This window comes from Moritella viscosa (assembly GCF_900120065.1).
In the GTDB taxonomy this organism is placed as follows: Bacteria; Pseudomonadota; Gammaproteobacteria; order Enterobacterales; family Moritellaceae; genus Moritella; species Moritella viscosa.
In genome coordinates this window covers 40,416-61,934 of the sequence record NZ_FPLG01000039.1, presented here as the reverse complement: position 1 = coordinate 61,934, position 21,519 = coordinate 40,416, and the positions used below count along the sequence as shown (strand labels likewise).

General features: G+C 38.7%; 16 protein-coding genes and 1 riboswitch. Of the genes, 5 read left to right on the top strand and 11 right to left on the bottom strand.

Annotated features, from left to right (window positions below; genetic code table 11):
• Positions 1–3 precede the first annotated feature (3 nt).
• The 8 genes from BT797_RS06375 to BT797_RS06340 form a co-directional block, all read right to left on the bottom strand.
• Entirely contained in the window at positions 4–1,122 is a 1,119-nt protein-coding gene (locus BT797_RS06375) for a hypothetical protein (protein WP_075471366.1), read from the bottom strand.
• Positions 1,115–3,841 carry a phosphoenolpyruvate synthase gene (locus BT797_RS06370; protein ID WP_075471365.1) on the bottom strand — a complete coding sequence of 909 codons (2,727 nt, stop codon included), beginning with the start codon at positions 3,839–3,841 and terminating at the stop codon, positions 1,115–1,117. The genes BT797_RS06375 and BT797_RS06370 overlap by 8 nt, the downstream gene beginning before the upstream one ends.
• Before the next feature lies 1 nt (position 3,842).
• Positions 3,843–6,575 carry a phosphotransferase gene (locus tag BT797_RS06365; RefSeq protein WP_075471364.1) on the bottom strand — a complete coding sequence of 911 codons (2,733 nt, stop codon included), beginning with the start codon at positions 6,573–6,575 and terminating at the stop codon, positions 3,843–3,845.
• A gap of 21 nt (positions 6,576–6,596) precedes the next feature.
• Positions 6,597–7,529, bottom strand: a complete 933-nt coding sequence (locus tag BT797_RS06360; RefSeq protein WP_075471363.1) for a UbiA family prenyltransferase — start codon at positions 7,527–7,529, stop codon at positions 6,597–6,599.
• 57 nt (positions 7,530–7,586) lie between these two features.
• Entirely contained in the window at positions 7,587–9,881 is a 2,295-nt protein-coding gene (locus BT797_RS06355) for an efflux RND transporter permease subunit (protein WP_075471362.1), read from the bottom strand.
• A gap of 685 nt (positions 9,882–10,566) precedes the next feature.
• Positions 10,567–11,898, bottom strand: coding sequence for a hypothetical protein (locus BT797_RS06350; RefSeq protein ID WP_139291747.1), 1,332 nt, complete (start codon positions 11,896–11,898; stop codon positions 10,567–10,569).
• Between the two features lie 31 nt (positions 11,899–11,929).
• Positions 11,930–12,730 (bottom strand): outer membrane lipoprotein-sorting protein, encoded by an 801-nt coding sequence (locus BT797_RS06345; protein ID WP_075471360.1) that lies wholly within the window; start codon positions 12,728–12,730, stop codon positions 11,930–11,932.
• Positions 12,731–13,136: 406 nt separating this feature from the next.
• A complete protein-coding gene (locus BT797_RS06340) occupies positions 13,137–13,685 on the bottom strand; it encodes a hypothetical protein (RefSeq protein WP_045109959.1) in 549 nt (182 codons plus the stop codon).
• A gap of 286 nt (positions 13,686–13,971) precedes the next feature.
• A riboswitch (TPP riboswitch) is annotated at positions 13,972–14,076 on the top strand.
• Positions 14,077–14,149: 73 nt separating this feature from the next.
• Here BT797_RS06340 and thiD point away from each other — a divergent pair.
• The 5 genes from thiD (at position 14,150) to tenA (ending at position 18,311) form a co-directional block, all read left to right on the top strand.
• Positions 14,150–14,983, top strand: a complete 834-nt coding sequence (thiD, locus tag BT797_RS06335) for a bifunctional hydroxymethylpyrimidine kinase/phosphomethylpyrimidine kinase (protein WP_075471359.1) — start codon at positions 14,150–14,152, stop codon at positions 14,981–14,983.
• Positions 14,976–15,785 carry an ABC transporter ATP-binding protein gene (locus BT797_RS06330; protein WP_170860820.1) on the top strand — a complete coding sequence of 270 codons (810 nt, stop codon included), beginning with the start codon at positions 14,976–14,978 and terminating at the stop codon, positions 15,783–15,785. Before thiD ends, BT797_RS06330 begins: the two co-directional genes overlap by 8 nt.
• On the top strand, positions 15,778–16,584 hold the full coding sequence (locus tag BT797_RS06325) for an ABC transporter permease (protein WP_045109956.1): 807 nt from the start codon (positions 15,778–15,780) through the stop codon (positions 16,582–16,584). Before BT797_RS06330 ends, BT797_RS06325 begins: the two co-directional genes overlap by 8 nt.
• An 85-nt stretch (positions 16,585–16,669) precedes the next feature.
• The gene (locus tag BT797_RS06320; RefSeq protein ID WP_045109955.1) at positions 16,670–17,617 is read left to right on the top strand and encodes an ABC transporter substrate-binding protein; all 948 of its coding nucleotides are present in this window, start codon (positions 16,670–16,672) and stop codon (positions 17,615–17,617) included.
• A gap of 31 nt (positions 17,618–17,648) precedes the next feature.
• The gene (gene tenA, locus BT797_RS06315; RefSeq protein ID WP_045109954.1) at positions 17,649–18,311 is read left to right on the top strand and encodes a thiaminase II; all 663 of its coding nucleotides are present in this window, start codon (positions 17,649–17,651) and stop codon (positions 18,309–18,311) included.
• A gap of 112 nt (positions 18,312–18,423) precedes the next feature.
• Here the strand turns inward: tenA and BT797_RS06310 are convergent, their stop codons facing one another.
• From BT797_RS06310 to BT797_RS06300, 3 genes are read right to left on the bottom strand one after another with little or no spacing between them, the layout of a single operon-like run.
• Positions 18,424–19,140, bottom strand: coding sequence for a 3'-5' exonuclease (locus BT797_RS06310; RefSeq protein WP_045109953.1), 717 nt, complete (start codon positions 19,138–19,140; stop codon positions 18,424–18,426).
• Between the two features lie 9 nt (positions 19,141–19,149).
• Positions 19,150–21,027, bottom strand: coding sequence for a DUF294 nucleotidyltransferase-like domain-containing protein (locus tag BT797_RS06305; RefSeq protein ID WP_045109952.1), 1,878 nt, complete (start codon positions 21,025–21,027; stop codon positions 19,150–19,152).
• A gap of 19 nt (positions 21,028–21,046) precedes the next feature.
• Positions 21,047–21,508, bottom strand: coding sequence for a tetratricopeptide repeat protein (locus BT797_RS06300; RefSeq protein ID WP_045109951.1), 462 nt, complete (start codon positions 21,506–21,508; stop codon positions 21,047–21,049).
• Positions 21,509–21,519: the final 11 nt, after the last annotated feature.

Below are 21,519 nucleotides of genomic sequence, written 5' to 3'. Positions count from 1 at the left end.
CTTTTAGAATGAGGTGTTAACCAATGATTTACTGAATAAAGCGTACTTCCTTTCAATTTCCCAATCTTTGAGAAAAGCCAAGCTACGATTGTCTTCTCGTACCATCGCGCCTGAAAGCTGCTCGTAATATTCATTAGCCCAAATCGAGGTTTGCATCGCAACAAGCGTCGACAAACCTTTAGAACGATATTTAGGGTCGGCACCACCGGTTTTCATCAGTAAAAGCCTTGGACTACTTAAAGCGTTGTAATGTGTGCTGTAATTAAGTTCAGCCACATCCAGTTGTTCACCTTGTTGATTCACAAGTTCACCGTAATCGGGAAAGCAGAGTAAAAATGCGGCTATTCCCCCTTGTTTATCGAGTACAAGCACTGATGTTTTAGGGCATAACTTGCCAGCGAACCTTTGCCCAAAGTTATGTTTGAAGTGAGTCCAACTTACGGGCGTATATGCAAAATTATCTTTGAAACTTTGGTCAATCATGGGGTAAAACTGGTCTAGTTTATCCAGCCATATCTCAGGTGTTAACTGCGTAATAGTAAATTCGTGACCAATTTTAGTCATTAGTCCGTCATAAAAAGGACGAACCTGTAATGCGAACTCTGATAATTTATCGTGTATACGAGAAACATAGTTATATTTAATCCCGAACCCTAATTGTGATAATAGCTCTGGGTAATAATCAGGGTTAAAGGGTTCACTAATAAATGCAGGACTGGTAAAACTATTTATCCGTATACGATTTTCACCATATGTACTGAAGTCAATCGGTCCATATAATCGAGTTGCACCTTTCGATTTTGCCCATGTCTCTACTTGAGAGAATAGAACTCGATTCAACTCAACATTATTAACCGTTTCCCAGAACCCAAAATAGGCGACGGTCTCCCCATCTATTTGTTGATTCGGATTGAAGAAAGCAACAACTCTTGCTTCATTTTCATAGACAATAACCTTTGCTTCGCAGTGTTTAAAATAAGGGTTTTCAGCACTAAACTGCTGGCGAATTTGAGCTTCACTTTCTTTAATCCAGTAAGCTTTATCCTGATATATCTTTGCTGCGACATCAAAAAATGCATTCGGCAATGTATTTTCAGGTATCCATGATTGATGATTAATCATTATCCGATACCTCAATTCGCTCAACTTTTCCAGACGTACCATCCATGCGGATCTTTTCATGATCGGTTAGGATTTTAGTTAAATTAGGGACGCCAACGATAGCCGGAATTCCAAGTTCGCGAGCGACAACTGCAGAATGCGACAATGTTGACCCCCGCTCGACGATAATACCACCAGCAGTTGGGAATAATGGTGCCCAGCCGGGATCGGTTCTTACTGTACAGAGAATTTGACCATCTAGACTTAGCTCATCATCAGGAGAGAAAATCAAGCGTATGTTTTTCTCTACAACACCTGGATAGCAGCCTGTTCCTTTTAAATGTTCAGAATTTAGATCAAGGTCTTCATCTTGATGCGGGTACTCATAGACGTTATTGCAATAAACCGCACCTTTAGTCCAAAAGTGATGTGGTAAGTCATTATCTTCGTACGATGCAAACTCTTGCTTACGTGGGGCAATAAGAGTATCGAGTTTGGTATGTATGGAACGACCTTCTTTATAAGCATAAATTTCTTCGATACTTAGAAAGAATATATCTCTTGGTTCATCTATCTTGCCGTAAAACGCAAGCTGTTCGCCAATTTCTAAATAAATACTTCTAAATAAACCAAAGGCTCGTGTACGTGCCAAACGCATATTTTCTCTATTACGAATAGCATCTCTCAGCTTCCCAAGGTCTGTTTTGAATTTCCTTAATGATCGACGTCCTAATTTACTTTCAATTAATGGATAAACTAATTCTTCCGCTTCTTTTCTAAATTTACTCTCATTTTTGGCCAAAGACTCAAGACTTAAATCAGGGTTTGCTAAGAAGTTTTTCAATATTGCAAACATGAACGAGGAATCTTGACGTAGTGTAATAGATTCAAGTTTTAACTCGCCTATAGTTCGGTCACCAAAACGTTCGATGTAGTCCATACACTGTGAATAGAATTGAGGGTCACAAGTCTGTATTAAACTAAGTAATTTACTGTTTTCACCCTCAAGGACTAGATTTTTAATCTCTTCATGTTGACGTAAATATCCACACATACGTAGCAAGAACTTCGTTGGTTCAGTACTTTCAATCCCCTCTTCACCCGAGAGTAAATTGTTTTGCACTACATCTGGATATTCTACACTCACCTTTTCTAACCAACGATGCACCTTTCCGTTCATCGTCATTACATAAAAGTCATTAACAATTGGTGACGTCCAGTTTAAAAATATCTCTGTATCTAGCTGCTTGCTTTTATTAATAAGTTGGCCAATCGTCAACGTGTGTAACTGCTCTCTATTGATTGCGCTATAGACTTGTTGAAAGTGGGATCTAAATTCTGCTACTAGTGTATCCATCTTTCTGTATCGACTGAGCAAGGCAAATAATGCTTTAAATATTTGTGGTAACTTTTTTAATTTCTCATTGAAAGAGAGCTGTTTATCTTGGATCATATCGACAGGATCAGTTAACCCCATCATACGTTCCATGTCAGCCTTATTCGTTTTAAATGAAGGAAGGAACTGCAACCCTAAATACCAATTATTGATGTTGTAATAGACTCGGCCATTTATTAAACCCAGCATGTTATTGAGCATCTCCTGATTTTCTTGCACTACTTTTTCACTAATGCCAAGCAACCTGAATGTTTGCTCGTAAACATGTTTGTAAGCTCTATTCGCAAAACTAAAGGTTAATGGGGTTGTTACGCCACAATAAGACTCTTGAATATTTGAATTATCCCAAACTTGTACATCATCTGTGGCAGCGTTAATAGGCGGTAAAGAGGTAATTGGACGCGTTTGTAAGATATAAAAATGGCCATCTTTTAAACACCACTCGATGTCTTGAGGCATTTGGTAACTTTCAGCAATTTTCAAACCGATATCACGTAACACCAATATCTGACTTTTTTCCAAGCAAGCTATTTCACGACGAACCTCTTCAACAGGCACTTCTATTGTGCCGTGTGTACCATTCGCATCAAATATTAGAGCTGTGTCTTTATCATTAATGATCGTATCTACATCATCGTTATACAGGGCAACAGTTGTTTCATCTGTATTACAGATACCTGAAACAATCCCTTCACCACAGCCCCAAGTTGATGAAATTAAAGCATGCTGGCGACTACCTGTAATAGGGTGAGCTGTAAACATCACACCTGCAGCGTCAGCATCTACCATCTCTTGAATAATCACAGCAGCCCGAATGTCGCTAAGATCGAGCCCTTTTTGGATCCTATATGCTAATGCCCGATGATTAAATGCACTTTGCATCACTTTAATAATCGAGGTGAAAATAGCATTTTCGCCACTTTGATATAAGTATGAATCCATCTGTCCTGCGAAAGATGCGCCTTCAGCATCCTCACCCACAACAGATGAGCGTACAGCAAAAGATGTTCTGGCTAATACCTCTGCCGAGATTGCACTACGGATACCCTGTATTATTTCATCATTTAATTGCTGTTTGCCGATCTCTGCTTGAATCTCTTGCGCAATGCCTGCAATAACCTTGTTATTTTCTTCACCCGATAATAATTTAACTTTATCTTCAACCCAATCTTTAATACCAAGCTGCTCAAGTTGTGTTGAAAAACCTTCCGTTGTTAGTACCCACCACTTAGGAACAGTGAATCCATTACGTGTTAATAATGCTAAATTTTCAGCTTTACCACCGAGTAAATCGGTATCCACTTGTGCCGCTTCTACCGCGTCTAAAATATATTGAGTGGTCATATTATTCTACTGCTCCTTCATGATCTAAAAGTCTACGTAATGTCATTTGTACTCGTTCCATAAATTCATAGTGACGGAAGCTATGGCTCACTATGTACATAGGTATACGGTTAATCACGAGATCAAATAAAGACAACGTAAACCCTCTACGCCATTGGATTGGATCTATCTCTGAATTCGTTTGCTGTTGTAATGCTTGACGATGATTTTCGATATATTGTTCGACATCACTTTGATCGAAGTCAGGCTGTAGGGTGAAGGCTAATAACTCTGCGAGATCATGTTGAGGTATTTGAATTGTAGCCAGTTCCCAGTCATAGGCACAAAGACGTAATTCACCGTATTCACGGCGGAAAGTGATATTTCTTGGATTAAAATCATTATGAATTAATGTTTTTGGCATCGCATCTATCTCGCGATACCAATCTTTTAATGTATTAACACGATTGATAAAACGAACCATGTCTTTTTCACAGAACCATTCGGGGAAATCTTCTGTCGCATGCGTGCCTAACATTTCCCACAGGTAAATTTTTTCCTGCATGTTTTCGCTGTTAGGCACATCCATGATCCACTCTTTTTTGGCGAGCTCATCTTCACGACCATACCAAATTGCATGAACTTCAGCGACACCTTCAATTGCGGCATTAATATGCTCAGGAGTCCAACCAGAAGTATCGTCGGCGCTATCCATTAGTTCCATGTTTTCCATGAGTTCTTGAACTAATATATAAGACTCACGACTATCATCCTGAACGGTCATATATGTTTTAGGCGCATTACGAACAAACCGAGGATCTGTTTGTGACATGATAGCCAACTCTCTTATATGGCAACCTCTGAATCCCATACTTTTTTTGAACTTATTATATGATGTGGCCAACCCAGGGTGCCCCATCGACATAATGCCATTCACCATTAAAATAACTTCGGTATCTAATGGCTTTATTTTAACCATTACGTTTACAGGATTTATTTCTCCTTCAAGAGTGAGCTGATAAGGATGATGCCCTATAATCTTGTTTACTCTTTCAGCTGTTAAATCACAGATAATACTGCAACCCGTTTTTTCTATTTCTAAGGGCTCCGCTTTGGCTACAATAATCCCGTAGTTTTGAGTATACGTTTGCATCCCTTTGGTGAAGAAATCTTTGTCTAGATCTTTCAACGTCAACCATTCAATCGGCCTATTACGCCCCATTTTTTCATGCGCTCTAGCAAATTGGTCACTGGCTAACGCAGATAAAGTGGATAGATCCAATGCCAAACAGAATGAAGTGATGATCTCTGCAAGCTTGTGTGAATTGTTCGCCCCCGCACAACCAAGTATTTCTAAGCACTCTCTTTGTTGCGTCAGGTTGGTCCCACCACCCACAGTACCAACGACCAGTGAAGGTAATTGAAGCGTAATGTAAATGTCATTATTTTCGTTCAGTTCTAAATGCAGATTACCTATCGATGACTCATGAACACTCGCAATATCTTGACCTGTAGCAACAAACATAGCGGCAATCACATTAGCAATATTAATATTAATACCGATAGTACCCGATGCAATTGCACCGTTAAGGATGTAGTGATAGGCCGTGATCAATTGCAGTGGTGTTACTTTTAGTGTTTTTTTACATATGTCTTCAGTTAATACGCACTCTGCGACGACTCTAATTCCTCGTCCCTTTAAAAATGAATGATAAGTGACTTTTTTATCATTCGAAGTATTTCCGTCAATCACGAAATTCTGTAATTTTAAATTTTCAAACTCTTTGAGCTGATCTAAAACCCACTGACAAGCCTGCCAAGTACAGGTTGTCGTCATATTTTGTCCGGCTGCGTCACCAGTTTCATAAATAAATTGAACATGTACAGCACGACCCATTAATTCAGTCGAGACTTCAACAAGATCGGCATAATTTGAATATTGACGCGTTTGCTTAACAAGCTCCTGATAATGATCTTTCACCCAATCGGCAAAAAATAAGGCTGATGATAAATCACTGAACACAAAAATGGGTGCTCGATACATACGCTGTCCTAATACACGAACGTTCACCCCGCCAGCTTGAGATAATGCCGTAGCACCTCGCGTTGCAGAAGCAATCAATGCACCTTCAGAGGTCGCCATCGGCGCATTAAATAATCCACGAGCATGTTTCCCCCGAATTAGCAGTGGACCTGCAACACCTAAAGGTATTTCGACAGAACCGATTAGTGCTTCGATATTACTCTTTAGTGAAGATTCATTAAGTGTCGTCTGAGCCACCATTTCAAGCTTTGCTTCTGTATGGCTACGCACATATTCGAGACGGTCTAATCTTGCTTCTTGAGTGTATAAACCTCGCCCTGGTACTTTTGGTAATGGTAATTGAGACAGTCTTCCATTGCTTTTTTGCTCTTGTATAAGGTGCAAGATATCGCATATTTTCCACAGCACTTTTTTAGTATCGCTATCAGTCTCATTTCGTAATTCAACCTGTGCAACACCATTATTTTGGTCAATCTGATAAACAGATAAATTATTTAACTGGAAGGCATGACCAAGAATAGATATTTTAATACTTTCAATACGCTGTCCAACACAACTAAATTGATACTCTTTACAGGAAAGCGTTAACTGACATTTAGAAACATTAAGCAGTGTCACAGCCCTGACATTCTTGTCGACACACATAGTACTCTTTGTATTAGCTACATCATTCATGCTGTAACTAACGATATTTTCACTTCTGGTTCTCATACTATAATCCTACCCTTGGGCTTAAATAAACGTTGCGATGATGACGATGAGATAACCAACAAGCAGGTTAAGACCGATAGCAGTTTCATTCTTTTCTCGAGCAGCTAAAGTTGGATAACGAATAAAAGTTAAAATGAATTTCAAGGAATAAACAAACATTGCAGATGACGCGATAACATAAATCCAAACAATTGAAACGTCTAAACTAAGTAGTAATAATATTTGCAAAAAAAGCATGCCTGATAGCAGTAAAATAATGACAAATGCTGAACCTTTAGTACCAAATATTTTTGAATATGAATCGACCGTCTCTCTCTCCTCTTCAGGTCCTCTGGTTTTACGTGTTATTTCAAAGCAAAAGCCACTCACAAATGACAACAGCATAGTCAGTATTAATGGGGTATTTAGTTCAATCCCAGGCACAGCTAAGTTAGCCAACCAATAAACGGTAATAGGCATAAGTAGCATATGAGAAAAAGCGTAAAGCGTAAGACGTTCCTCTAACCATTCACCACAAAAAAACTCAACGCCCATTAAGCATAAATAAACAAACATTATTGCCCAGGAAAAGGTAACAGCTCCAAAACTAAATGCATCTAGATACAGTGAAATAAGTACCTGAGAAACAATAGAAATAACGCCTAATACTTTTAAATTATTTAACGTAACAAGCCCACTTTGCAGAACTCGTTTAGGATGATTAAGTACATCTAACTCGTAATCTTTATGTTCATCAAAAATACGAACAAGTAAAAATAATAGCCAAGTGACTAAGCAGCTTACAATATCAAACAGAACAAGACTCGATTCACCATTATGCGTCGCTCTCGCAACGACGGCAGAAAGCAAATACAAAATAAAAAATAATACTGCATTAGGAAGTGGAAAACGTTCATCAATCCATCCAAGTATTCTTTTGTGGATAGAGTCGTTAAGGGTTAAAGCTTGTGTCATGATTAAAGTCCTTTTGGTACTATTCGAGCCTATTTATTAATGGGCTCATCCATTGAGTTATTTATCGAACTTGAGTAAAAGTAACGGTAATAAAATGAAGTCAATAACGGCAGCAAGCATCACTGTTAAGGCAAGTAATGCTCCCATTCCGTAGGTCGGTGAGAAGTGTGATAATGTCAGCAGTCCGAAACCTAAAGTAAGTACTATCGATGTAATAATGATGGCTATACCAACGATATTAAATGCGTACTCAACCGCTTCTGTCGTTGCCATATTATTTTGTTTCGCGTGACGATATTTAAATAGAAAATGAACAGTATCGTCAACAACAAGCCCTAGCCCCATACTTGCGACGATACTAAGACCTAGGTCAATGTGACCATCCATAAGCCCCCATATACCATAAGCCATCATGATCGGAATAATATTAGGGATGATACTAATAAGGCCTAGCTTCCAAGAGCGCAGCAAGAAGCTCAGTAATACTGAAATTAAGATCAACGCAAGCGCAGTTCCTTTCAGCAAGCTCTCACTATTACGATCTGAAATTTTTGCAAAAATCATATCAACACCCGACCCCTCTGTTAGCAACAGCGTAGGTGTATTCTCTGCAGCCCAAGTTGTTAACTTCAGATCAAATGCTGATAATTCTTTAGAGGATATTTTATGTAAATTGATTGTTAATCGTGTCGCTGATTTATCAAAATTAACCTGCTCGTCAACGCCCATACCATAAGGGAGTGACATTTCATAAAGCAACACAGATTGAGCTATCGCATTTTTACTATTTGGTACCTGATAAAAATCAGGATTATCTTGATTAAGTTTTTGGCTTAACTCCTTAACTTGTAGACTAAACCCATCAACATATCCGACATTATTTTGTGTGCGAACCCATTGAATTAACTTATCTAAATCTTTTTGATATTCAGGCGTTAATATGCCCAACTCACCACCTGACGCAACAGAGTATTGAATGAAGTTAACGCCATTTAATTTATCATTTTGAGTTTCAATTGCTTGACGAACATCGAAGGTCTCATCGTAATATTGATGCCATTGATCATTTAGTTCTAATTTAGTTGCGCCAAAACCACCAGCCAAAAGAAGCACAAAAGTGAATAGCCACAATAACTTTGTATGTGTTGTCAGCAGCTGACTAAACTTCATAATAATGGAGTGTAACCATCCGTTATCAATATTCGGCAGTTTCTTCGGTTCGGGCAATAGTAATAAAACAGCCGGAAACCAAGTCAAACTCAAAATACAGGCGATAATCGCCCCCAAAGCAACGAGATTACCAAGATCTCGATAAGGTGGTGACTCGCTAAAGTTTAAACAAAGAAGCCCTATCGCTGTTGTGACTGAAGTAATAACAATAGGTTTAATATTGGCTGTTAGAGCCTCTCGAATTGCAGATTCTTGCTTAAGGCCTTGGCGTATATAATATTGATAAGAGACAAGTAAATGCATGCAATCAGCAACTACAATGACCATAATCATTGACGGTACAGCACCAACAACTGGAGTGAGTTGATGCGCTTGCCAGCCAAAAATACCAAACACTGACAATACTGTCATCAAGGTCACACCAAGAGACAGAGTAGCGCCAGAAATAGAGCAAGATAAGAAATATATTGCAGCAAAAATTAATAAATAACTACTCGGAATAAGTAGCGCCATATCACGCTCAACCGCTTCCATTAACGCAATATTAATAACTGAAGTACCAAAAAGTTGGACTTTTACATTACTATTACTTATTTCTTCAAGCTTATTTCGAGCATAACTAATTAGCTCTGGAGTCGCAGCCTCATTACTTTCAGGTAAAGTGAGGGTAACCTGAACGATTGCAAGCGTTCCATCTACACTGACTAAATTGTTAAGTAGCCTAGGTTGAGTTTCTGCATACTGCTTTAATTCGAGTAAAAAAGACGGTGTCAAATGACTGTTTCCGGGTACTAAATCATTTATTTGTAAATCATCTTCATCTACGCTCATCTTTTGAAAGTTAATCAGTGAATCAACACGCCGAGAATAAGGAATAGCCCATGCTTCATCGGTTAATAATTCAAGATAATGAATAATTTCAGCCTGGTAGATACTTGGATTATTATTCGAACTCTCAACAAGAAAAGTCAGTGTGTCTTGTTTATTAAAGTCAGTTTCAAGTTGTTCAAATGTTTTTAACTGGGGATTGTCTAAACTGAAATAAGATCTGAAATCAGACGTAAAACTGAGGTTCAGGGTGCCAAAAATTGAAACAAAGATCAGACATGTGAACAAACAAATTGTTAGTTTTGGTCTTTTAATAACAAAGTTAATCAGTAAAGAGGTTTTTATGACTTCCATTTACAATATCCATCCTAAATATATAGTACAAGAACCACAGCAGTGAGCGAACGAACATTACAGAGTGGTTTTTTTAAATTTACTTTCTGATACGTTTGATACATTACTTTTCGTTAACATTTAAAAAGATAACATTTAGAATGGCCAGCTTCAACGTGTAAGCTATTGATTTAGAAGATATAAAAACAAACCATGAGTGACAGGGTGTCATATACAACCACTTTATAGCCATATAGTCTGCTAAATATGAAACTACCACCACACTATACCTCTCAGGGGTTAAACCCTAGTTTAAAACGCTAAGACCAGTAAAATAGAGTGGATATGTTAAATTGTTGTAAATAAAAGAATCAGCCTGCAAATTGAGCATAAATCATTGTAAATAAAAGAATTCACCTATATTAGGTAACATGATTCATTATAATCAGCATAAACAGGGTATCCAAATAGGAGTATTTAAATGCTTTTTTTTATTAACATATCTATAAAATTTAATATCCGCTTCCACTGTTACAGGTGGTCGATAACGAACAGTTAAACGTGGGTGATTTCAATAACGAAAGAGTCGATAAAAAGTGCAGGAGTTCAAGTAAAAATAATAAAGGAGGGATTTAACTGTATGGATATGGGGAATTAAATTAAGTGACTAACACAGCTAAAATAAGCCCTTGAAGGGCTCATTTAATTAAAAGTAATACTCGGCCGTGACTTGAATATAGTCGTCTTGTCGGAACATATAGCTAGGATCAAATGGATCGTCACTCCAAATAAACGTCGCGTTTGCAGATATTTTAGTGGACTCACCTACTCGGGTGCTTATATCAATAAATATTGTTCGAGAACCTTTATAATCAAGGTTCTGGTTTGTTCCTATCAGTAGTTCACTCGACTCTACATCATTAAATGTAAACCTTGATGCAACAGATATGTTATTGCGGTTAATGCTGAGATTATTACTCTCAATTTGACGCTTAATGTCTTCTAGATTACTCATATTTTCATTTAAATTTTTGATCTTGTCACGTGAGTCCCATGCATATTCAACGATCATCCCTATATCGATCATTGAGTCTTGAATAGCATAAAAATTATATTCAAACCCCGTAACAAATGCAGTGTAATTTTTGATTTTATCGCCACTTCGATTAATACTTTCTAGCTTAAGTATCCAATCATCATAAATGTACTGAGTATCAATGCCAAACTGATTAATCAATGGATAAAATGGCTTCAATGTTACCTGTCCAGTCGATAATACATCGGAATCAATCGATACGTTAAAATTAGGCTCTCTTGATGTACCATTAAACCAACTTACCCCAAGATCCCAGTTATCAATACTGTTTGTCCAACGGCTTGCTAGATCTATATGTGATTCACCATTCTTCGCTTCATATGTAGGATCACTATTATCTATTCTTATATCTATATATGTAGGTCCTATACCATTAGAGCGCCCTGAATTAAGTGCTCTTAATACGATAGGGGTTGGGCGAAAACGTGTTTTATCACCAGGAAAAATAACAGGTCGAAAAAAAGGTAATATCAGTAGTTCTACATTTCCCCAATCACTAAAGGTTGAAAAATGAAACATAGGCTGACCTAACTTTTCGTTTTCATCAAATCGATCTATTGCATCATTTTGATTAACTACATCAACTAAATTAAGCGTTTCTGTTACCCCCCAAAAAACCTTACCGATACCCACTTTCAATTCAAAAGTATCGTGATATGTAGAATAGATAGCTTCTCGAATATCAAAATGGGAACGGTTAGAGTCCACACTGTCTAAACGAACATAAGGTTTGAAAAGAACGCTTTGATCGTCCCCTTCCCAATAAAGTTCAGGGCTAAAATTTAGTGATAACTGCTCATCAGTTTGTTCCGAGTCAACTGGTGTTTGTATAAAATATCGAGTTTCTAGGCCCACCAAGCCACTTAAGTTTATCGCAGCGAATGAACTCGTGGAGATAATTAAACTTAATACAGCAACTAAGGACTTATTATTGTATTTCAACGAAGTCTCTAAATATCCCATAGGATTAAACTTATCTCGCACGCTTTAATGAATTTTTATTAAAATCGCGTACTGTTAACCCTTGATTAAACTTCACATCATGGTAAGTCATTGTCGTACTTTTCCCAGTTTGGTGATTAATCATGGTCATCGATTCGGCTCGCCAAAATTTATTAAGATATAGCTTGTAGTTATTTGCAGTAAGCGTCTTAAATTTTGTCGATTTACGATCATAAAAATCAACTTTGTGTACAAGATATTTGTCTTGATCCACCCAACTAATCAGTTTGGTATATCCAGAGTCTTCATCGGTAGGAAAACTTTCAATCACGAACATTTGGCTACCGTTAAACATGTCATCTTTTAGATAATTAAATTTGAATTTTTCTAGCTCGAATGAAGATAGATCTTCATATGAAAATTCGCTCCCCATAAAAGGGCCCGCTTTATTACGAGAGGAAATGCGCTTAACTCGTTTTAATGACGGTAAATAAAGCCATTGATCATCCGCTTTATTGATATGTGAAAAAGAAAGAAAAGCAGTACCTTTACGGTCTGCGGGTTTATCAAAAATAGTCAAACCTTTATCACCATCATCAACAACCTCTAGACTTTTTATTCGTATTTCTCGAATACTTTCCTTCCCTTTTGCATTACGCAGTACCATAGTGGTTTGCTGGATACTATCATTCCACCCAGAATCCCTTACCTTACGCTCTTTTGCGATAGCAAAACCTTTTTCTTCTGACGTTTGAGCTTGAGCAGTAATAAAACCGCTTGTCATAAACACAGAGATAGCTAAGACACCTGCGGTATATTTTTTATCCAACATAATAATTCCCTTTATTTTTCCCAACACTTATCTGAGCCCCTTTTGGTCGACAAGACAAACTAAAATGATACGTTCAAAGTTATCAAGCGATTCATTAATACGAACAATGACTTATCTATTTTAGGTTATCACATTGACTGGATATAACCTCACAAATATAACGTAACAACCTGTTTTGTAAGGGCTGTAAAAATAAAATTAAGCACAGTAAAACGTGATAACAGTATTACCTCTGCGATGAAATTTCATGGGGGATGGGAACAACGGGAATGAACTTAAAAGGATTTACTAAAACTTATGCATGATTTGCCTTCGATATATAGCAAATCATGGCCTACTCATATTGGTGTTGTTTGTATCAAGTAACAACACCAATAATATATAAAAAATAAATCTAGCCGCAATATTATTGCGCTAAACGAACTTCATTTGCTTCAATGTTTAATTCTGCAAGCTTATTAAGTAGTGCTTCTATATTTTTCTTCCCTGAACCTTCATTGGCCATTTGGAGGCGCGCAACACCAGAGAATGCATCACCAAAAGTAGCTGTATGTGGGGCCTTCACTACTTCATCAAGTATCACTTTACCGCTTAAAGTATCTGTCAACGTGTAGTTAACTTTTGTCGTGACTGTCATATCAAGGCCAAACAATGGCTGTTCAACGTCCACAATTTTAGCTGATAGTTGATATTTTCCCTTTTCAGAGAAAAGTCCTTGCTCTAATAGGCTCTCTTTAATTGCACCAGAAAAAGCAACATCACTAATTTCAGATGTCCAAGCAGCATTTGTATCCTCACCACCCGAAACTGACGACAAGGCCAAGTTATTTTGTACTGCTGCTGGATATACTTTTTGTTCGCCTTGATACACCATATTCTCAACCTGTGCACCCGATGCGCAACCAACTAAGTATAAACACGTTGCAATTGCCAATGTCTTTTTAACTACGTTCATTTTCATCATTCCTTTGTTTTTATAATAATCAAGAGTCGTACCTACAATTTATTTACCCCTTACAAACCGTAAGAGATAAAATATTATCACGTTGATTTTATTCGTATTAGCCTTTATAGCAAGCATATTCCATGCTCCTTTTTAGGTAATTGTGACAGTGCCTACAAATAATAATATATTAATCAAAAACAACATTATCCATTATAAAAGACACTAAAATTCGAACAATCATATCAATAGCTTAATTGTTTGATTGCGATTTCAACAAAACTTGTTACTATTGCAACACATATAGTCGGGGGGCCTAATAGGCTGAGATCGCATATTTATTGCGAGACCCGTTGAACCTGATTCAGTTAACACTGACGTAGGGAACTATCGATCTTGCTTCTCATGATTTGACCTTCTGCGTCTCTCAATCTTTGGCTTGATAAAGTTCCTGTGCGCCAGCCCTAGGAATATTTATGCTAAAGGTTATAACAAACATATCAACACCAATTGTATTAACCATTGCAGGGTCAGATAGCGGTGGCGGTGCTGGTATTCAAGCAGATATCAAAGCAATATCAGCAACTGGCAGTTATGCTTGTTCTGCAATCACCGCAATCACTGCGCAAAACACTCTCGGTGTATCCGCAATTTTTCCCATCCCACTTGAACATATCGAAAAACAACTCGATGCCGTATTTAGCGATTTAAACGTCGTGGCAGTGAAAGTTGGAATGCTTGCTGACTGCGATATTATCAACGTCGTCGCCGCTAAAATTAAGCAATTTAAGCCAGCATTTTTAGTTGTTGACCCAGTTATGATTGCTACTAGCGGCGACTTACTGCTTAAAGAATCAGCGATCAGTACGCTTAGATCAGAGCTACTACCACTTGCTGACTTAATCACCCCTAACCTACCCGAAGGAGCTGCTTTAATTGGTTCAGATGTGCCTACCAATGAAGATGAAATGGGCAGCATGATTAGCGAATTGCGTCAGCTTAATGTCAATGCAGTACTATTAAAAGGCGGTCACTTAGAGCAAGATGACAACAGTAACGATTTACTCATCTTCCAAGACCATGTGGAACAGTTAACCGCAAAACGCATTAATACCCACAATACGCACGGCACTGGCTGTACGCTATCCTCAGCAATCGCATCCTACTTAGCCCAAGGCTATGATCTACTGCAAGCTGTGAAGTTAGCTAAGCAATACATCTCCAACGCCATTGCTCACGCGGATGAATTAGATATAGGTAGCGGCCACGGTCCGGTTAATCACTTCTTTACTGGTCATGCTGATGTCTAGCACCTCGCAGACAAAGCTAAAATCGGAAGATAGCCTTGCGGTAAACATCGCGATTAAGAACGGTTATTTACATTATAACGACAGTATTGACCCCGTATTAAACAAGCTGAACATGACGGTGCCAGCTCGGCAGTGGACCTGTATTTTAGGGCGTAGCGGCAGTGGTAAAACCTCACTACTGCGTTACCTTGCAGGGCTGTTAGATCATAAAATAATGTGGTCAGGAGAACTATCAGTTAACGCGAATAACTTAGTTCAACCAGACTTAACCAATCAAATTGCTTACATGGCACAGCAAGATTTATTGCTACCTTGGTTGTCCGTGCTCGACAATGTCATGTTAAGCAGTAAATTCGGCACTGAAAAATCAGCACCAAAAACTGACAAAGCACTCGATCTACTGGCTAAGGTCGGTCTTGCTGATAATGCCAATCGTTTTCCGCAACAACTGTCTGGAGGCATGCGTCAACGCGTGGCACTGGCAAGAACATTAATGCAAGACAAACCCGTTGTATTAATGGACGAGCCCTTTTCAGCCTTAGATGCCGTGACTCGTTATCGATTACAAGACCTCGCTTGTGAATTGTTAAAAGATAAAACCGTCGTTTTAATCACACACGAGCCCCAAGAAGCGATCCGCCTCGCTGATCATATCTATATTATGCAAGGCAAGCCTGCTGAGGCAGAATACTTACAAGTACCGACATCGGCGAAACCGCGTCAATTCGATGCTGAATGTGCACAACTACAGCAACAAATCATGACTTGTTTAGCACAGGAATATGGAGCTGAGCATGAGTAATATCATTAGTGCAAACCTGACACATCAGCAGAAGAGTAAAAACAAGAAACAAATAATCCATATTAGCCCGGTACTGCGCATTATCATTAGTGCACTTGTTATTATCGGGTTATGGCAAAGCATTGTGGTCATTTTTGAAATGCCCTCTTTCATTCTTCCCACACCATTAGCTGTCTTTGAACGCTTAATCGAGCGCCATGAAGTCTTGCTTAAGCACACATTGGTGACCGCACAAGAAATTGTATTTGGCTTGTTACTCGGTTTATTCATGGGGCTATTTTTTGCGCTGCTGATGCTATTGTTTAAGCCTATTAAGCATTGGCTATTACCGATTTTGATTGCTAGCCAAGCCATCCCCGTATTCGCCATTGCACCAGTACTGATGCTTTGGTTAGGTTACGGTATGACCTCTAAAATAGTAATGGCAGCATTAATCATCTTTTTCCCCGTGACGACCTGTTGTTATGACGGTTTGCGTAATACGCCAACTGGCTATTTAGATTTGGCTAAAACCATGGGCGCAACCAAATGGCAAATGCTACGTCATATTCAACTACCAGCTTCGTTACCGACATTAGCATCGGGTATCCGTGTGGCAGTGGTGATTGCACCTATTGGTGCTGTTGCAGGTGAATGGGTCGGCTCAAGTGCAGGCTTGGGTTATCTCATGCTCCAAGCCAATGCTCGTATGATGATTGATGAAATGTTTGCAGCATTACTGATCTTATCAACTCTGTCAGTCTTACTTTATTTTATCACTGATAAAGCATTGAAGAAGCTCATTCCTTGGGACTTTTAACTAGCTACGGCTAATCACAATAACTTAATCCCCATATGGCAACTCACGATAAAAACGAAAAAACAAAAAACAAAAAGGACATTTAATGAAAAACAACATCTTATTCAAGGCCGCAGTATTTACAGCAGCTATGTTATCGGTAAATGCACATGCTGAAACGAAGACCCTAACACTGATGCTAGATTGGTTTGTTAATCCGAATCACGGTCCTATTATTATTGCCAAAGAGCGTGGTTACTTTGCAGAACAAGGGGTGAATGTGGTGATTCAAGAACCTGCTGACCCAAGCATGCCACCAAAACTTGTCGCCGCAAATAAAATTGATCTAGCTATCACATATCAACCAAATTTAACCATTGATGTCGCGGCTGGTTTACCCCTAATCCGTTCTGCGACCTTGATTGCAACACCACTCAATACCTTGATGGTACTCGACAATAACAAAATTAATAATATGTCTGATTTAAAAGGTAAAAAGATTGGTATCGCGATTGCAGGTAACGAAGAAGCAACTGTCGGCACTATGCTAAAAACAGGCGGCGTTAACTACGATGACGTACAGATCATTAACGTAGGCTGGGCACTATCATCGTCACTTGCATCAGGTAAAGTAGATGCAATTTGGGGTGGTCTGCGCAATTTTGAAACCAACCAGCTTGAACTTGAAGGTTTTAAAGCAAAAGCCTTCTTCCCAGAAGAGCACGGCATACCAGCCTATGACGAGCTAGTATTTGTTGCTAATGCCAATACCTACGACAAAGCAGCTATCCAGGCCTTCAATAAAGCACTAGAGCAAGCAACGACCTACATTGTTAATCACCCACAAGCATCATGGAAAGAGTTTGTCGCGTATGCACCAGACACGTTAAATAACGAGCTAAATAAACGTGCCTGGAACGATACCCTAACCCGTTTCGCGCTACGCCCTTCTGCGGTTGATTTAAAACGTTATGACTATTATGCCGAATTCATGTATTCACAAAAGATCATCAAAACAATACCTAAAGCACAAAATTACGTACCAACTCTGTAGAAGATAGCCGAGAAACTAGGATACATAAACAATGAATCATCAAGATCTAATTAATGCCTGCCGTGAAGATTGGAATGCCTATACCCAACATGCGTTTGTACAACAATTAGCGCAAGGAACATTAGCACAGCCGAGTTACTTACATTACCTTAAGCAGGACTTCTTGTTTCTTAAGCAATATGCCCGTGCTTACGCGTTAGCGATTTACAAAGCACGTACCTTAGCTAATATGCGTAAAGCACTACCAAGTGTGCATGCATTACTCGATTCTGAAATTGGTCACCACGTTACTTACTGTAGCAATTGGGGATTAACTGAATCAGATTTAGAAGCAGAGCCAGAAGATTTTGGTACCGTTGCTTATACACGCTATGTACTTGATGCCGGTATGGCTGGCGATATCGTCGACCTTTATGCTGCACTTGCCCCTTGCTCAATCGGATACGCCGAAATAGGCCGAAATCTAGCCGCAGATGTAAACACCAAGCTAATCGATAATCCATTCGCAAGCTGGATTGAACTCTATAGTGGTGATGAATTTCAACAAGGTGTCGCACAAGGTACATCGCATATTGATGAATTACTGGCTGAAATCGACCTAAATAGCCAACGCGGTCGTAACCTAATACATGTATTTAGAACGGCTACTCGTATGGAAATTGCATTTTGGCAGCAAGGACTTGATGTATCCTAGTTAAAATAAGAAATAAAAACAGAGCCTAATAAAACAAAATAGCGCGTTAATATAATGAAATATTAACGCACTATTTTTTAAATGCTTACTGGTTACAACTACTATCTACTATTTACAACCAAAGATTTTTAATCGGAGTGTCTGGCGAAAAGTGATAATGAATCTGGGCTTGTAATAACTCAGCTGTCGCAATCGCATCTGTTAACGCATCATGTGGTGGATACACAGGTAAATGATAACGAGATCGGCTATTTGCAAGACGAATAGAGTCCTGACGTTTACGTTTAAATAAACTGAAAAAGCCCTTGGCTTGCGCATCTTGCACATCTGCTTCTATCTGCATAGTATCAACAACAGGGAACACAATACCTTCATTAATTAAACTACGTAAATTACTATCAAAAAAATCACGTTCAATACGGCGGTAATGAACCACAACAACCTTTCCCGCTAATGCCTCTAATACGGGCTCTAGTATCCGTAACAAATCGGGCGCACCTTTTAGATCTGTATGGGTAATACCGTGAATAATAATGGAATTTTCTTGTAATTTATCCTCTGGATCAATATACCAATGCTGCGCTTGCCGACAAAAAATACGTTTCAAATTAAACGGCACTAAGCCAATGCTAATAATGCTATTTTGTTGTGAATCCAGCCCTGTCGTTTCAAAATCTAACGCGACAAAATCAATATCACTTAACTTCGTTTCATCATGATACATGCCAGTCCGGTAAAAAGACTTTAAACGTTCATCCTTACTCTGGGCTACCTTTACTTTATAAAACGCACCCCAGTTTAAAATCTCTTTATTGATAAAGTTATGCATTAATAACCCCTACATTTTATTGGCGGTATAACGATATTTTAAAAAGTTCTGCGCATTGCTTAAAACTAAAAAGGCATCTTTAAGATTACGTCGCTCAAACTCCGACATATTTTCTGGTTCAATATTATTATCCGGTTCAATTTCCGACTCCACATCTAACGCTTGGTGACGTAAGCGAACCAAGGAAATCAACTCCATCGCATGCTGTAAGTCCTGTCCTTTTGATGCTGGTAAAATGCCCGCTTCAATTATATCTTCCAAACGTTCAAATGAATTTTGCGATTGAGAGCCAATTGCCAGTCCATGTACGCGAATTAAATCTGCCAGCGGTGCTGTACCACGACGTTTTAAGTTAATTGAATTGTTATGACGCCCGTCCTTCTCCATCACAAAATTTTTGAAGAAACCCAGTGGCGGCGTACGGTTTAATGCATTACGTGCTAAACAAGCTAAGAATCGGTTATTTTTCTTAGCGCGACGTAAAATAAAGGCATTTAGCTGCTCAGCCCATTTAACCCGACCATACACGCCTGTTAAGTCAAAGAAGATAGAACAGTTTAATAATGCTTGTGGATTCGGGTTATCAATCCAGTCAGCAAAACAATCTTCCCATTCAGCTTGAGTTTTACGAAACTCAGGATTAGTTGCCATAATATCGCCTGTACAATAGGTATAGCCGCAAGCGGCTAATCCATCACATACAAACTTAGATAATTTTTCAAAATATGCGCAGTGCTTCTCATTATCATAACTATTATCTAAAATAATACCGTTGTCTTGGTCTGTTACAATCAATTGCTCATCACGTGCCATTGAGCCCAAAGCTAGAAAGCAATAAGGAACTGGAGGCTGACCTAATTCTTCTTCGGCAAGCTCGAGTAATCGCTGTTTAAAACTGCGACCGATCTCGGACATCGCGCTACCAATCATATGTGAATTCGCATCTTCATTGACCATACGTACAAAACAATCTTTGAGCTGTTTAGAGAGTAAAACAAGATCTTCAATATTTTGTTGCTGGAAAATACTGCCCGACAACAACAAACTATTTTGTGACTCATAACGAATAATATCCGCGACTTCAATAAGACCAATAGGCTGCTTGTTCTTTAAGATAGGTAAATGATGGACGTTATAGCGTAACATCATCAACATCGCTTCTGAGACATAAGCATTATGATCGAGTGACATCAACTCTGTCGACATTACATCTGAAACAGGGTTATCAACGCTCAGACCCGTCGCTATAACTTTTGCACATAAATCATGCTGAGTGATAATACCGACAAAGTTGCTGCCATCTTCATTAACAATAGTCGGATCATTAATCAAGGCTGCAGACACACTCTCTTCCGCCATCACCTTCGCAACATCTTGAATTGATGTCGTATTTTTTAACATTACTAAGTCTCGACTCAATAATGTTTTAACTTTTGAGGTAGTTAATGAGTTCGCATCATCGTTATTATCTTCAACAGCTTGCTTTAATCGAATCGTACCTTCCACTTCCGAGAAATCAGAAAACGCTTCATAACGTTCACAAAAATCATGGAAGAGCGCTTCAGGAATACAATAAACAAGCGTGTCTTTAACCGCTTTTGCTGGAAGTCGAACTTTATTATTGGCTAATAAACCCATCTGACCAAATATTTCGCCTTGATCGAGGCGGTTATATAATTCACCTTTGCGGCGGTATATTTCCACCACACCACTGCGAATAAAATACAGGTCATGGATCTTATCGCCATACTCAATAATCATCGAATCTGCACGGAAGTATGAGATCTCAATACTTTTAACCACTTCTTCTAACGCTTCTTCAGGAAGTTGATCAAAAGGTTGATACTGGCTAATAAAGTTTTTAATTTCTAGTAGTTCGATTTCCATTCTTTACTCTATTTATAAATTATAAATATGCCGCAGCACGTTCAATTAAAGATTCTGCTTGTCGACGTAACAGCCAATCTGCACCCAATGTTATCGATTTTTCAGCCAATGAGCGGGCTTGCTTATAATTACCTTGATAAAAATAACGCTCACCTAAACGGAAATAAGTTTCAGGATAACGTGGCGCGATTCGGATAGCCCGCTCTAATGATGCAATCGCAGCTCGATTATCACCACTATTTACCTGTTTTTCAGCACGTTTCATTAGTGATAATACCGCAGCAGGTGCTTGAGCCGTATCATCTACCAATGCTGGTTTGGGCTTAGCTTTTGGTTCCGGTTTGCTTTGTTCGCCCGAAACTGGAACAGTATTATTCGTCTCTTGTACTTGCGTACCATTGGAATTGTACGTAGGTATTGTCCCGCAGGCCGTTAAAAGTAATGGCAGTGCGAACAGACACGCGCGTTTTATTATTTTCATGTTACTTCCAA